The sequence below is a fragment of the Paenibacillus sp. D51F genome, assembly GCF_053345695.1.
This window is the reverse complement of record NZ_JBKFAO010000016.1, coordinates 44637-58590: the sequence shown is the minus strand read 5'-3', so window position 1 is coordinate 58590 and position 13954 is coordinate 44637. Positions and strand designations below refer to the sequence as shown.

Annotated in this window: 13 protein-coding genes; 11 read left to right on the top strand and 2 right to left on the bottom strand. The window is 61.4% G+C overall.

Going from position 1 to position 13954, the window contains the following annotated elements:
- Positions 1–33: 33 nt before the first annotated feature.
- Together ACLBWT_RS20965 and ACLBWT_RS20960 are read right to left on the bottom strand one after the other, a co-directional pair.
- The gene (locus ACLBWT_RS20965) at positions 34–1029 is read right to left on the bottom strand and encodes an N-acetylglucosamine kinase (protein ID WP_447665066.1); all 996 of its coding nucleotides are present in this window, start codon (positions 1027–1029) and stop codon (positions 34–36) included.
- Positions 1030–1050: 21 nt separating this feature from the next.
- Entirely contained in the window at positions 1051–2322 is a 1272-nt protein-coding gene (locus tag ACLBWT_RS20960; RefSeq protein ID WP_447665065.1) for a 6-phospho-beta-glucosidase, read from the bottom strand.
- Between the two features lie 538 nt (positions 2323–2860).
- Between ACLBWT_RS20960 and ACLBWT_RS20955 the strand changes: the two genes are divergently transcribed.
- The 11 genes from ACLBWT_RS20955 to ACLBWT_RS20905 all read left to right on the top strand — a co-directional run bounded on the left by ACLBWT_RS20955 (position 2861) and on the right by ACLBWT_RS20905 (position 13589).
- Positions 2861–3724: a MurR/RpiR family transcriptional regulator gene (locus tag ACLBWT_RS20955; protein WP_447665064.1), complete on the top strand. Its 864-nt coding sequence runs from the start codon at positions 2861–2863 to the stop codon at positions 3722–3724.
- Positions 3725–4024: 300 nt separating this feature from the next.
- Positions 4025–4939 (top strand): N-acetylmuramic acid 6-phosphate etherase, encoded by a 915-nt coding sequence (gene murQ, locus ACLBWT_RS20950; RefSeq protein ID WP_447665063.1) that lies wholly within the window; start codon positions 4025–4027, stop codon positions 4937–4939.
- 62 nt (positions 4940–5001) lie between these two features.
- Positions 5002–6441, top strand: a complete 1440-nt coding sequence (locus ACLBWT_RS20945; protein ID WP_447665062.1) for an ABC transporter substrate-binding protein — start codon at positions 5002–5004, stop codon at positions 6439–6441.
- A gap of 191 nt (positions 6442–6632) precedes the next feature.
- Entirely contained in the window at positions 6633–7541 is a 909-nt protein-coding gene (locus ACLBWT_RS20940; protein ID WP_447665061.1) for a carbohydrate ABC transporter permease, read from the top strand.
- Positions 7542–7559: 18 nt separating this feature from the next.
- A complete protein-coding gene (locus ACLBWT_RS20935) occupies positions 7560–8420 on the top strand; it encodes a carbohydrate ABC transporter permease (RefSeq protein ID WP_447665060.1) in 861 nt (286 codons plus the stop codon).
- Positions 8421–8497: 77 nt separating this feature from the next.
- Positions 8498–9142, top strand: a complete 645-nt coding sequence (locus ACLBWT_RS20930; RefSeq protein ID WP_447665059.1) for a hypothetical protein — start codon at positions 8498–8500, stop codon at positions 9140–9142.
- A 33-nt stretch (positions 9143–9175) separates the two neighbouring features.
- Positions 9176–9463, top strand: coding sequence for a GNAT family N-acetyltransferase (locus ACLBWT_RS20925; RefSeq protein WP_447665058.1), 288 nt, complete (start codon positions 9176–9178; stop codon positions 9461–9463).
- 2 nt (positions 9464–9465) lie between these two features.
- Positions 9466–10173, top strand: a complete 708-nt coding sequence (locus ACLBWT_RS20920; RefSeq protein WP_447665057.1) for a PIG-L deacetylase family protein — start codon at positions 9466–9468, stop codon at positions 10171–10173.
- 86 nt (positions 10174–10259) lie between these two features.
- Positions 10260–11402: an exo-beta-N-acetylmuramidase NamZ family protein gene (locus tag ACLBWT_RS20915; RefSeq protein ID WP_447665056.1), complete on the top strand. Its 1143-nt coding sequence runs from the start codon at positions 10260–10262 to the stop codon at positions 11400–11402.
- A gap of 55 nt (positions 11403–11457) precedes the next feature.
- On the top strand, positions 11458–12405 hold the full coding sequence (locus ACLBWT_RS20910; protein WP_447665055.1) for an N-acetylglucosamine kinase: 948 nt from the start codon (positions 11458–11460) through the stop codon (positions 12403–12405).
- The gene (locus ACLBWT_RS20905) at positions 12402–13589 is read left to right on the top strand and encodes an anhydro-N-acetylmuramic acid kinase (protein WP_447665054.1); all 1188 of its coding nucleotides are present in this window, start codon (positions 12402–12404) and stop codon (positions 13587–13589) included. Before ACLBWT_RS20910 ends, ACLBWT_RS20905 begins: the two co-directional genes overlap by 4 nt.
- The last annotated feature ends 365 nt before the right edge of the window (positions 13590–13954 follow it).

Sequence of the window (13954 nt, the reverse complement as noted above, 5' to 3'; positions counted from 1 at the left end):
CGCCGGCGTGTTGACGTCTGTCGTTGATTCCCGCTACTGCACGGAGCCCAAAACCCGCTCCCTGACCGTCTTCTCCGCGGGCTTGCCGAGCGCCAGCTCCAGCGCCCAGAGAACGGCGCCGGCAGCAGGCGGGGCTTCGAGCAGGACATAGCGGCACTCCTGCCCGGACAGGCTTCCGACATGATGCTTGAACCGGTCCCGCATGATGGGGGAGACGGCCTTGACCCAGACGGAGCCGGCCATGACGATGTCGACCGGCTCCTCTCCGAAGTCGAGCCCGCGGATGCAGCCTGCGGCGGACAGGGCCATCTGGCGGGCAGAATGATCGACCGCCGCGAACGCCGCCTCGTCTCCCGACGCGGCGGCCTCGAGCAGCACGGTGACGAGCTCCGTATAAGGCAGGGAGCGGGAAGTCGCCGCCTCGACGACGCGCTCGATGTACCGTTCCTTGTCGTCCAGGCCGAGCAGCCTCATGACCGGCTCGGTCATGGCGGTCGGCTGGCCGAGCCGGAAGAAGGCGTCATAGACGATGCGCAGCGCCCGGCGCGCCAAGTAGTAGCCGCCGGCCTCGTCGCCGGACAGCTCGCTGCCGACCCCGCCGATCTGCAGCCGCCGGCCGGAAGGCGAGATGCCGCCGGTGCAGGCGCCCGACCCGTTGATGGAGCAGATGCCGCTGCCGGATTCGCTGCCGGCCTTCACTCCGAGGAAGCTGTCGTTGTCCAACGCGAAGCGGGCGAAGCCGAGCTCCCCGATGATCCGGTTCAGGCTGGCCTTCTGGGAGGCGATATCCGCTCCGGCCAGGCCGAAGGCGGCTGCCGCAGCATCCTCTGCGAGCAACCCGTTGCGGGAGAGGAGCAGCCCGAGCTGCTCTCCCATGACCCGCTTGGCGCTGATGTAGCCGTCCTTGAACTGCTCGTGGCTGCATGTGCCGGAGCGGATGGAGTCGATCTTCCTGCCGTCCAGATCGAACAAATAATAATCGGTCTTGCTGTTGCCGCCGTCAACGCCGATGACGAATGCGTTCTTCATGTGATGGTCCTCCTCGGCGCCTTACGCGAACTGCGGGAGATACTCCCGGTGAGCTTCCTTCAGCTCGTCGAAGCAGGCGCGGGCCGCGTTGTAATCGCCGACGAGCGGGTTCATCATGAGCGCGCGCATGGCCGCTTCCTCGCTGCCGGACACGGCGGCCGCGACCGTCTCGCGCTCGTAGGCCTTGATCATCCGCATGTAATCGCGGATATGGGCGTTGTCCAGCTCCGGCTGGGGAATCGGCTTCGCTCCGTCCTTGCCGATGACAGCCGATATTTCCACCGCGTCGCCGTCTTCCATGAAGCCTAGAGCGCCGTTGTTCAGCAGATTGACGACATGGATCTCCTGCTTGTCGTTCCAGATCGCATCGACGAGGCTGATCGCCACCTCGGAGTAGTTCGCCCCGCCGCGGGAAGCCAGCAGCTCCGGCTTCGCGTGCAGCTTGGCGTCGGCATACATGCCGAGCAGGTCCTCCTCGATCTCCATGCAGCGCTCCCCGCGCGATTGCTGGCTTTCCATGAGAATCTTCAGCTTCTTGTTCTTGAAATAGTAGTATTCCAGGTAAGAAGAAGGGATGGCGCCGACGAGCTGCACGAGCTCCTTGCTGAAGCCGCTGGAAGGGATATTCTTCATCGTCTCGCTGTTGAGGCCCATGTCCAGCGCTTCCTGCAGGTAGTCCTTGCCGCCGTGCTCGATGGCCGTGATCCAGCTCAGATGGTTCAGGCCGACATAAGTGAGGCTTGCATCGGGCAGCTCCATCGAAGCGCGGATGCTCTTGAACATATTGTAGGGTACGTTGCAGAGGCCGAGCATCTTCACCTTCGTATGGGTAAGGATGGCTTCGGTCAGGATGCCGGCCGGGTTGGAGAAGTTGATCAGCCAGGCATCCGGGCACAGCTGCTCCATGCGTCTGGCGATGTCGAGCATGACCGGAATCGTGCGCATCGCCTTGAAGAAGCCGCCGATGCCGCAGGTTTCCTGGCCAATCATGCCGTGCTTCAGCGGTATGCGCTCATCCAGCACGCGGGCCGGCAGCTTGCCGACGCGGATCTGACCGAGCACGAAGTCCGCTCCGCGCAGCGCTTCGTCCAGATCCTGAGTGAGCGCGACGCGGCAATCCATGCCGGCCGCTTCGATCATGCGGCCGCTGAGTCCCCCGACGATGCCGAGCTTCCGCTCGTCGATGTCCATCAGCGCGAGCTCGCTGAGCGGCAGCCCGTCCTTGCGCTTGATGATGCCTTCGATCAGTTCGGGCGTGTACGTGCTGCCGGCTCCGATAATGGCGATTTTCATCTCGTATTCCATCTCCTCTAGCCTTTGCTGGTCCAACCGGATGTTGAGAAATGCGGCTTGCCGTTTGTCCGCGCGAGCGGCTGTCGAGCTCCGCCGCCAAGCTGGCGAAGCCGTTTTGCAGGGGTCATTCCGTTATGTGGGCTATTCTAGCACAGGTTGTCCGGTACGGGAATGAAAAATTGAAATTTTTATTCGAATGGTATATAAATAATTAAAATAAAATTTTAGCATCTGAATGGCGACAGCTGGATTCCCCTTTATCGCCATCCTGGATCTAGACTTCTCTATTCCGCGCGAGCCTTCAGCGGCCCGAAGAGAGGCTCAAGCCGTTTTGCTCGGACAACCCTTGTTTTTCGCACCGGGAGCGTATACGATAATGGCGCTGAACAAGCAGATTACATCGCCAGCCAAGCGGCAGCCGAGCAAAACGCATCGTCCTCTCGAGCGGCGAAGGCAGATGGCCGCTTCAGTAGAGAATAATAGAATGCTGCGAATTTCATACATCCTTTTTTCACCCGGAAACGGCAGGAGGCGGCCTATGGCAATCAACGACAGCGTTCTCATCAAAATCCGTGAGCGGAAAGACAGCTTGACTCCTGTCGAACGCTTGGTAGCAGAGTATATCTTGGAGAACAAGGACGAGATTCCGCATCTGTCCATCAAGAACCTTGCGCAGGGAAGCCGGACCAGCGACGCGTCCGTCCTGCGCTTCTGCAAGACAATGGGGTTCAGCGGCTACCGCAGCTTCATCGTGAGCATATCGGCCGCGCTCGGCTACAAGGAAGAGACCGGCGAGGAGCAATATACCGACATCCAGCCGGGAGACGACCTGCAGACGATCATCTCCAATATCGGCCGCAACAACATGATGTCCATCGAGGACACGCTCAGCCTGCTCGACCGGGATGCCGTGGCGCGCGCGGTCCAGGAGCTGCGCACCTGCAGCCGCATCTTCCTGTTCGGCATCGGCGCATCGGGACTCGTGTGCGAGGATGCGGAGCAGAAGTTCACGCGCATCAACAAGAACTGCCACGCCTATCTTGACGGCCACAGCCAGCTGACGGCAGCGACGCTGCTTCGCGAGGGCGACGTGGCGATCTTCGTCTCGAACTCGGGCAATACCGAGGAGATTCTGGATTCCCTCGACATCGCCTGCAAGAGCGGCGCGCTGACGATCGCCATTACCAAGTACGGCAAAAGCGAGCTGTCCGAGAAAGCCGACCTGCTGCTCAGCATCTCCACGCCGGAGATCACCATCCGCAGCGGAGCGATGGGCTCCCGGATCGCCATGCTGACCGTCATCGATATGCTGTTCGCCGGAGTGGCGAGCGCGGACTACCAGCAGGTGAAGCATTATCTCTCCCGCAGCCATAACATCATCGCCAGCAAACGCAGGAGATAGCAAGGATGATTTATTCAAACCTTCCATAAACAGGGTGTTCGGAGCGTGAAGCCCCGGATGCCCTGTTTTTGTAGGATGCGGGAAACCGAGACTTATGTTAACTTAACTCCCATGAAAAAGCTCTTTTTGGACAAGATCTGATATAAAATATCAACATAATGTTTTATCTTAAAAATTTATTTCAAAATGTATTGACCATCCCGTTTGCGAATGCTTAATATTAGAGATGCAAGACGCAATCAACGAATCGATCCGCAGGCGCCTTGGCGCCGCGATCCAGATCACGTTAGGGGAATCAAGATGAATGAATACCTTGCCAGCTTGACGACGGAGGGAATCAATCCCGATACGCTGTCCATCGACGAATGCTCGACCGAGCAGATGCTGCAGCTGATGAACCGGGAGGATGCCAAAGTGCCGGCGGCCGTAGCGGCCGAGATTCCGCTTATATCCGAGGCCGTGGACGTCATTTACGAATCGTTGTCGAACGGGGGCCGCATGTTCTACATCGGAGCCGGAACCTCGGGAAGGCTTGGAGTGCTTGACGCCTCTGAATGTCCGCCGACCTTCGGCGTTGATCCGCTGCTTATCCAAGGGTATATTGCCGGAGGGGACCAGGCGCTGCGGACGGCGGTGGAAGGCTGCGAGGACGACGGGGATGAAGGCCGCGCGGCGATCGACCGGATCGGCGTCACCGACAAGGATGTCGTCGTGGGCATTTCCGCCAGCGGCAGCGCCGCCTATGTCATTGAAGCGCTGCGTCGGGCCAGCGAAATCGGAGCGGCAGCCATTGGAGTCGTCAACAACAAGCGGACGCGGCTCAGCGAAGTGTGCGACATCTGCATCGCTCCGGTCGTCGGTTCCGAAGTCATCTCCGGTTCCACGAGGCTCAAGGCGGGAACGGCGCAGAAGCTGGTCCTCAACATGCTCAGCACCTGCACGATGGTGAAGCTGGGCAAGACGTACAACAACCTGATGGTCGACCTGAAGGCGAGCAACAAGAAGCTGTACGACCGGTCCCTGCGCATCATCCGGAACGCTACAGGAGCCGATGAGCCGACTGCGGCAAGCGCTCTTGAAAGGGCTTCCAAGGACAGCAAGCTTGCGATCATGATGATCCAGACCGGCCTGGAGCCGGATGAGGCGAGGGCGGCGCTGGATGCCAGCTCCGGCAACCTCAAGGCAGCGATACGTATCTGCGCACAGGCCAACTAAACCGCTCAGGGCCGGATGCGAACCTATAGAATTGGCTCACCAAAAAAAGGGAGGATCTTGAAATGAAAAAAAGATCAAGATTTGCCGCAACCGCACTTGCGCTCGTCGTCTCTGCCGGCGTCGTATCCGCCTGCGGAAGCAACAATGACGGCGGCAATGCCGCAGCCGGCAATACCGGCTCGGAAGGCGCCAGCGCCAAGAAAGACACGATTACAGCCCTTCTGCCTCCGGTATCCGCCAACTTCCAGGCCAACTTCAACCAGATGGAAGCCGAATTCACCAAGCAATATCCGAACCTGACCCTGAAAATCGAGCCGGCCAGCTGGGAAGACATGACCCAGAAGCTGGATACGCAGGTGAACGCCGGCAGCCCTCCGGACATCGCCTTCATGGGCTCGGAAGGCATTTCCAAATACGTTCCGATGGGCATGGTGATGGACATCAAGGACGCCGCGACGCCGGAGATGATCGCCGACTTCGACGAAGGTCCCTTGAAATATATGTACAACGGCGACGGCCTGTACGGCTTCCCGGCCTACATGGAAGTCCACGCGATCGGCGGCAACAAGCCGTTCCTCGAGGAAGCCGGCATTGATTGGAAGAAGGTGCAGCAGAACGGCTGGACGTTCGACGAGTTCCGCGAGGCGATCAAGAAAGGCGTCGTGAAGGAAGGCAATACGACGAAGCGCTACGGCTTCGTATTCGCCACCGCGGGCGTTACTTCCAAGGACTACCTCGGCATTCTCGTCAAGAATGCCGGCATGCCTGCCGCCTTCGACAAGGATCTCAAATATGCCTACACCAGCAAGAACTACCTGACGCTGCTGACGAACATCCGCCAGATGATCGACGACGGCTCGATGCCCAAGGAGCTCAGCTCCATCGACGCGGGCAAGCGCTGGAACATGTTCCTGACCGGCCAGACGATGATTACGGGCAAAGGCATGGCCGTCTTCGAGAACTCGTCGCGCCTGAACAACGAGAAGATCGACAAGAACGACGGCAGCGCCGTCAAGGACAGCATCAAGACCGACTACGTCGTGCTTCCGGTTCCTTCCTTCGCAGGCCAGCCGGCCGTAGCGAACTCCATCGTCGACGGTTATGTCACGTTCCGCGGCAAGAAAGAGCCGACGGCCGAGCATAAGGCGAACGTCGCCAAAGCGGCTTACTTCCTCGCCAGCGGCCAGGTTGCCGCAACGACCAATGGCGAGCTGTTCTCCGCTCCGATCACGAAGAGCTCGCGCAAGGCTGCCGAAGGCATGGAAAGCAAGCAGAGCCCGGAAAACAAGGCGGCGGTAGAGCATCTGCTGTCGACGGCCGCTCCGGCCCGTCCGGACATCCCGGCCGAGCTGGGCGCCAAGGCGATCAAGCTGGAGACGGAAGTCATCGTGCCGAAGCTGCAGGCGCTGCTCGCGGGCGAAACGACGCCGGAAAAAATGTACGAAGACGTGAAAAAGGCCGCCATCGACACGTTCGGCGCGGACGGAGTCGTACAGGATTAGCCCCTTGCTCGGATAGCCGCCACCTCGGATAGCCGCCACAAGCGGCTATCCGATCTCTTTTATCGGATCGGAAAGAATGACAAGCGCATGCTTTCTTTCTCTACTCCAGGCAAGCGAACGCCCGCCGGTCAAGGCGGCCAAGTCGATCTGCTTGGAAGCCTACCAGCGGAAGCGGAAAGGAGTCCTGCATCATGGCACGAGAAGCTTCAACCATCAAGACCAAATACCGCTTGAACAAAGGGGACGGAGCCTGGGCCTACGCCTTCATCGCCGTCGCTCTGGTCGTCTACGCCATGTTCACGGCCTACCCTGTCATCAGTGCCTTCATCATCAGCTTCCAGGACTACAAGCCGCTCGGCTCGTCGTATGTCGGCCTCGACAATTATGTCTCCGTCTTCAAGAGCGACCTGTTCTGGAAGTCGATGGGCAATACCGTGCTCTATACGGTGCTGACCGTCCCGGTCGCGCTGATGCTCAGCTTCGGCGTGGCGATTCTCATCATGCCGCTCAAGAAATGGATGCAGACCAGCTTCAAAGCCATCTACTATCTTCCGGCGGTCGCCTCCGGCGTCGCCCTGTCCGTCGTATGGCTGTGGATCTTCGATCCGCTGCAGTCGGGCATCCTGAACCAGCTGATCGGCTTCTTCGGCATCAGCAACCAGAACTGGCTCGGCGCAAGCGCGACCTCCATGTTCTCCCTCGTGCTCATGTCCTGGCTGTCCAGCCACGGAACGAGCATCATCATCTACGTCGCCGCCCTGCTCGGCATCGACAGCAGCTATTATGAAGCGGCCGATATCGACGGAGCCTCGTTCCTGCAGAAGATGTGGCATATCGTCCTGCCTTGCCTCAAGCCAACCACGCTGTTCCTGCTCGTGACCGGAGTCATCGGCTCGTTCCAGGTGTTCCAGAACGCCTACCTGATGACCGGCGGCGGACCGGACCATTCCACGACGATGGTCGGCCTGCTGATCTTCGACACGGCATTCAAATACTTCGAATTCGGCAATGCCGCGGCGCAGTCGCTCGTGCTCGCGCTGGTCATCGCCGTCATGGCTTTTGTCCAGTTCAAGTTCCTGGGCAAAGACGTTGAATATTAAGCGGAAGGAGGCCGGAATATGGGCTTATACAACACTCACTTAGGCAACACGATGCTGCGCAGCCTCCGCAATGCCGTCATCATCTTCCTCCTTCTGCTGTTCGCGCTGGCGACGCTGTTCCCGATCTACTTCATGTTCATCTCCTCCTTCGGAGATCCGGTGGAGGCGGGGGCGGTCAGCTACTCCTTGTGGCCGGAGAAGATCACGCTCGATTCCTACAAGTTCTTCTTCGATTACAGCGAATACTCGTACCGGTGGCTGGGCAACTCCCTGCTGGTCGCGACCGTGACGATGGCGTCCAACGTCGTGTTCGCCACGATGGCGGGCTACGCCTTCGCCAAGATCCGGTTCCGGGGCAGCAAGGCACTGTTCGGCGTCCTGCTCGTCGCCATGATGATTCCGTACCAGGTGACGCAGGTTCCGCTGTACATCCTCATCGTCAACGTCTTCAACATCTCCAACTCGTATACGGCGCTGATCGCGCCGAGCCTGGTCACCGTCTACAACATCTTCCTGGCCAAGCAGTTCATGGGCTCCATACCGAAGGAAATTCTGGAGAGCGCCAAGGTGGAGGGCTGCAGCCAGTGGCAGATCCTCACCCGCATCGTCATGCCGCTGTCCAAAACCGTCATGGCCGTCATGGCCATCCTTACGTTCATGGAATCGTGGAATACGTTCTTCTGGCCGTTCCTCGTGACCAACACGATGGACATGCAGACGATCCAGGTCGGACTCAAGAACTTCCGCTTCGCCAACACGACGTACTTCGCTCCGATGATGGCGGGCGCGACCGTCTCGGCGCTGCCGATGTTCATCCTGTTCTTCAGCCTGCAGCGCTACTTCCTGGAAGGCGTCACTGTCGGAGCCGTCAAAGGTTGACGAGCCGGCCTGCGGGAAGAATCCCTCCGGGCTGAAGCGATGCCGGCCGGGCGGCCGGCAAAGGAGGCGACAGCATCGTGATTGCCGCATGGGACAACCGCTATGAAGAGGAAGCGGTCGCGCTCTGGAACGAGGAAGCCGTGCCCGACGGCTATAAGGAATTGAGCGCTGAGCGGCTCCGGTCCTCCATGACCGGGCATCCGAGCTTTGATGCGGGGACGGCCTTCGTCTTGCTGAAGGAAGGCCGGGTCGATGGGTTTGCCGTCGGCTGCGCAGGCGACGGGCTGCCGCTCGGCGACGTCGCCGGTTATATCACCTGCGTCGTCGTCCGCAGCGGCCCGGAGGCGGATGCAGCCAGGGGCCGGCTGCTGGATCAGCTGGAGCGCCGGTTCCGCGAGCTAGGCAAGCAACAGGCGGAGATCCTCTTTTTCAATCCGATGAGGCTGGCCTGGTACATCCCGGATACGCCGGGACATGAGCACAACAACGCTCCCGGCGTTCCGGCGGGAAGCTCCCTTCACCGCCTGCTCCTGGAGCGCGGTTATGCCGAACGGGCCATTCAGAAGGCCATGTATTTGCCTTTGGCGGATTTCTCTGTGCCGGATGAAATCCGAGCCAAGGAAGAGCGGGCCGCATATGCCGGCTACCGGGTGGAGCGGCTCGATGCTGCGCGGCATTCCGGACTGGCAGAGATGCTGGAGGCGCTCGGCAACCCGCTTTAGAAGCAAGAGATCGCTTCTGCGGCCGCTTCAGGCGTGCCGGTGCTGCTCGCCGCCCATGAAGGGCGGGCGGCAGGCTTTGCCGGGCCGGTCATCCGCGAAGACACCGGGCGCGGCTACTTCGCCGGCATCGGGGTCGAGCCCGGCCATGAAGGACATGGACTCGGCACGATCCTGTTCTTCCGCCTCTGCGAAGCGTTCCGCTCCGCCGGCGCGGACTACATGTCCTTGTACACCGGAAGCGGCAATCCCGCTTTGCGCATCTACGAAAAAGCCGGTTTCAGGACGGTGAAGGAATTCGCCGTCATGAGAAAGGAGCTCTGAACATGAGCGAGAGAAAGCCTTTGACGATTCTTGGAATCGGCGCGCATGTAGGCGACGTCGAGCTGGTGGCTGGCGGCGTGCTCGCCAGCCACTATCTGAAGGGCGACCGCATCGCGACACTGGCGCTGACCGCAGGCGAGCGAGGCGTGCCCGAGGGCCGGGACGTGAACGAATACCGCGACCAGAAAATCCGCGAAGCCCATACGTTCGCCGGCATGCTCGGCGGCGAAGCGAGAGTGTTCGAGATTCCCGACGGAGAGATTCCCGACGACGAGGCGATCCGCCTGCGCGTCTGCGATGTCATACGCGAGGTGAAGCCGAACATCATCATCACCCATCACTGCAACAGCATGCACAAGGACCATGCCACGACGCACCGGATCGTCAATGACGCGCGGTTTTTCGCCGGGCTGAAGGCGATGGAGCGGAAGCATCCGGCCCATTTTGCCGGCAAGCTGTATTACGGGGAGAACTGGGAGGACGCGGTCGGCTACGTCCCTTACGTCTACGTCGACTTCGACCAGGCAGCGTTCGATCTCTGGATCGAGGCTCTGTCCACCCATTGGTTCGTCACCGGCAGCAAGTCATTCAATTACATGGACTATTACAAGAGCCTGGCGCGCGTGCGCGGTCTCGAAGCCCGCAAGGAGTACGCGGAGACGTTCATGATCCCGCCGGAGACGATGCGTCTGCGCCAATCCGAGCTGTAAGCGGCGGCCGGGATGAATACCGAACGGCTTCGGCCGGATAGCGGGAGGCGGCGGATCCGCGGCGTCTTCCGCAGAAGGAGGCAGGGATGACTTCCATTCAGAACGGCATCGACCGGATCTCGGATTATGACGGCCTGCTGCGCGGCAAGCGCATCGGCCTGATCACGGCTCCGACCGGACTTGATGCGGAATTCCGCTCCACGATCGATCTGCTGCATGGGCGGTACGGCCTTGCCGCCCTCTTTTCCCCGGAGCATGGGGTACGCGGGAATCTCGGCGCCGGCGATCTGGTTGATGCTTATGTCGACCCTCAGACCGGGGTTCCGGTCTACAGCCTCTATCGCAAGGATTCCAAGAGGCTGACCGGGGAGATGCTGCGCGAGGTCGATATCGTTGTGTACGATATACAGGACGTGGGCACGCGCTACTATACGTTCATCTATACGATGCTGTACGCGCTGGAGGATTGCGCCGCCGCGGGCATTCCCTTCGTCGTGCTGGACCGGATCAATCCGCTGGACGGCGTTACGGTCGAGGGCAATGTGCTGAGGGAGGAGTTCAGCTCCTTCGTCGGCGGGTATCCTTTGGCCGTCCGCTACGGCTTGACGGCCGGGGAGGTCGCCTTGATGGCCAATGCGGAGCGCGGCTGGAACGCCGAGCTGCATGTGGCGGAATGCCGGGGCTGGAAGCGCGGCATGCTGTTCCCGGAGACGGGACGTCCGTGGATTCCTCCTTCCATGGGCATTCCGAGGTTCCATCCGGCGCTGCTCTATCCCGGAACATGCCTGTTCGAGGGGACGAATCTATCGGAAGGCAGGGGCACGACGGCGCCATTCGAAACGATCGGGGCTCCCTTCGTGGACGGCGAAATCCTTGCCAAGGAAATGAACGGCTTGAAGCTGCCCGGTGTGCATTTCCGTCCGGTTCATTTCAATCCGCATATGTCCAAGCACCAGGGCTCCCTATGCGGCGGCGTATATGTGCATGTGTTGGACGAGAGGGCGCTCCGTCCGGTGGAGACAGGCGTACGGCTGCTGTTCAAGGTCAGGGAGATGTTCCCGGCCTTCGAATACCTCGCTCCTTACCGCAAGGGCGGGAGGCCGTTCATCGACCTGCTCGGCGGGGACGAGGGGTACCGGACGGAGAGTCCGGACGCCTTGCTGGAAAGGTTTGCAGACGAGAGCCGTCTGTTCGTGGAGCGCAAGAAGGCTTATCATTTGTACGAATAGGCAGCTGGTCCGCATTCGCGGCGATAGCACAGACTTGAAGCTTGGGGGAATCAGCATGAGCTATGTGGCGGGAATGGACGGAGGCGGCACCAAGACGGCCGTGGCGGTGGCGGACGAGACGGGCAAGGTCATTCATTCCTTCCCTGCAGGCCCGCTCAATTACAATGGCCATGACGAGCAGCGGGTCGAAGCCTCGATCCGGGAAATCTGCCTCGGGCTGGAGACGGCTTGCGGCTCGCTGGCCGCCGTCACCGACCTGTGCATCGGCGCGGCCGGGGTGAGCAATCCTTCGGTCGGAGGCCGTCTGCAGGCCGCACTCCGCGCTGGCGGCTACAGCGGCGCTCTGACGCTCGCCGGCGATCATGAAACGGCGCTGGCCGGCGCGCACGGCCGGCTGCACGGCATCGTGCTGATCGCCGGCACCGGCTCGATCTGCTACGGCCGCAGCCTTGGCGGGGCGGCCCATCGCGCCGGCGGCTTCGGCCATCTGATCGACGACGAGGGCAGCGGTTACAGCATCGGCCGCGGGCTGCTGACGTCTGTCGTGCGCGCAGCCGACGGCCGAATCGGGCCGACCGCGCTGACGGAGCTCGTCTACGGCGCGCTCGGAATCGGCTCGGTGCCGGAGCTGGTCGGCTATGTCTATGCGCCGGGCCGCAGCAAGGCGGATATCGCCGCGCTCGCGCCGCTTCTCGGCGAGGCATGCGATGCCGGCGATGCGGCCGCCCTGCGGCTCGCCGCGGATAGCGGAGCTGCGCTGGCAGAGCTTGTGCCGGCGGTCGCATCCGCGCTCGATATGGAGGACGGCGAGATCGCACTGCTCGGAAGCGTGCTGGAGCGCAGCTCCTACGTGAGGGAGGCCTTCCGGTCGGAGCTGTCCGCGCGGCTGCCGCGGCTCAGATGCGTCGAGCCCGAGCGGGACGCCGCCTACGGAGCGGTGCTGCTGGCGCTTGAGGCCAGACGGGGCAGGCTGGAGTCCGGCAAGGGAGGGGAAGGCCGATGATGACCTGGACGCCTCCCCGTCCGTACGCGATCGGCGTCGGACTGATGTCGGGCACTTCGCTCGACGGCGTGGATGCGGCCGTCGTACGGCTTGAAGGCAGCGGCTTGGACACCCGCGCCGAGCTGCTTCATTTCCATACCCGCGCGTACGGGGAGCCTCTTCGGGAAAGCCTCCGCAAGCTGTGCGATCCCGAGGCTTCCGATGTGGAGAGCTTGTGCGGCATGAACGTCTATATGGCGGAGCTGTTCGCGGCCGCCGTTCTGGAGGCGGTGCGGGATGCCGGGCTCTCCATGTCGGAGGTGGACTTCGTCAGCTCGCATGGACAGACGGTGTGGCATATGCCGGAGCCTCCCGCCGGCAAGCCCCATCTGTCGAGGTCGACGTTGCAGATCGGCGATCTGTCGGTGCTTGCGAAGCTCACGGGTGTGCTCGCGGTCGGCGATTTCCGTCCAGCCGACCTTGCAGTCGGCGGCCAGGGCGCGCCGCTTGCTCCTTACGGCGATCTCGTGCTGCTTCGCCATCCCGACCGGGGCCGGCTGCTGCAGAACATCGGCGGCATCGGCAACTGCACGGCGCTTCCTGCCGGAGCCGGGCCGCAGGATGTGTTCGCATTCGATACCGGGCCGGGCAATATGGTCATCGATGCGGCGGTGCATCGCCTCACCGGCGGCGCGGCCAGCTACGACGCGGGAGGGGCCATGGCGGCGCGCGGCACGCCGGACGCCGGGCTGCTGGCCGAGCTGCTGGAGCATCCGTACTTCCGCATGCCGCCGCCGAAGTCGACCGGCAGGGAGCTGTTCGGCGCCGCTTACGCCGACGGCTTCCTGGAGCGGGCCGCTGCCCGCGGCCTTGGCCCCGAGGATATCGTCGCGACAGCTACAGCTCTGACCGCCCGATCCATCGCGGACGCCTGCCGGCAGCTCGTGCTGCCGCGCTGCCCGGTTCATGAGCTGGTCGTCAGCGGCGGCGGGGCTCACAACGCGACGCTGCTGGATATGCTGGCAGGGCTGCTCCCGGAGCTGGCCGTTACGACCTCGAGCGCTCTGGGCATTCCGGACGACGCCAAGGAAGCCGTCATTTTCGCCCTGCTCGGGCATGATTTCCTGCTCGGCCAGGCCAACAACCTGCCGAGCGCGACGGGGGCATCGCGCCCGACCGTCATGGGGAAGCTCGCGCTTCCTTGATGGAGACAACGGCTGTCCTTTCGGACGGCCGTTTTTTTTGCATTTCCTTTACCAGGAGAAATATTCATTTCTGGAAGATATAAGCCGAAAAGAATACTAGGTCTTAATTCTTATTTTTCTAGACGAAATAGACTAGTTGTCGCCTGATCTTAGCTTTCGCTATTTAGGCCATTATGGGGGTAGTACGATGAGCATCAGTTGTTACGTTCATGACGGGGCAGTCTCCATCGGAACTTGCGTCGGCTGCGGCAAATTCATCTGCAGGGAATGCAATACGGAGGTACAGAACAAGAACTACTGCAAAAACTGCATCAACGCGCTTATGGAAGACAACCAAAGGAGAATCGCAAGCCTGGAAAATCGCA

Coding starts and splice junctions, on each gene's coding strand:
- ACLBWT_RS20935 (WP_447665060.1), top strand. CDS start 7,560: ATGGGCTTATACAACACTCACTTAGGCAACACGATGCTGCGCAGCCTC.
- ACLBWT_RS20920 (WP_447665057.1), top strand. CDS start 9,466: ATGAGCGAGAGAAAGCCTTTGACGATTCTTGGAATCGGCGCGCATGTA.
- murQ (WP_447665063.1), top strand. CDS start 4,025: ATGAATGAATACCTTGCCAGCTTGACGACGGAGGGAATCAATCCCGAT.
- ACLBWT_RS20905 (WP_447665054.1), top strand. CDS start 12,402: ATGATGACCTGGACGCCTCCCCGTCCGTACGCGATCGGCGTCGGACTG.
- ACLBWT_RS20910 (WP_447665055.1), top strand. CDS start 11,458: ATGAGCTATGTGGCGGGAATGGACGGAGGCGGCACCAAGACGGCCGTG.
- ACLBWT_RS20965 (WP_447665066.1), bottom strand. CDS start 1,029: ATGAAGAACGCATTCGTCATCGGCGTTGACGGCGGCAACAGCAAGACC.
- ACLBWT_RS20940 (WP_447665061.1), top strand. CDS start 6,633: ATGGCACGAGAAGCTTCAACCATCAAGACCAAATACCGCTTGAACAAA.
- ACLBWT_RS20960 (WP_447665065.1), bottom strand. CDS start 2,322: ATGAAAATCGCCATTATCGGAGCCGGCAGCACGTACACGCCCGAACTG.
- ACLBWT_RS20945 (WP_447665062.1), top strand. CDS start 5,002: ATGAAAAAAAGATCAAGATTTGCCGCAACCGCACTTGCGCTCGTCGTC.
- ACLBWT_RS20915 (WP_447665056.1), top strand. CDS start 10,260: ATGACTTCCATTCAGAACGGCATCGACCGGATCTCGGATTATGACGGC.
- ACLBWT_RS20955 (WP_447665064.1), top strand. CDS start 2,861: ATGGCAATCAACGACAGCGTTCTCATCAAAATCCGTGAGCGGAAAGAC.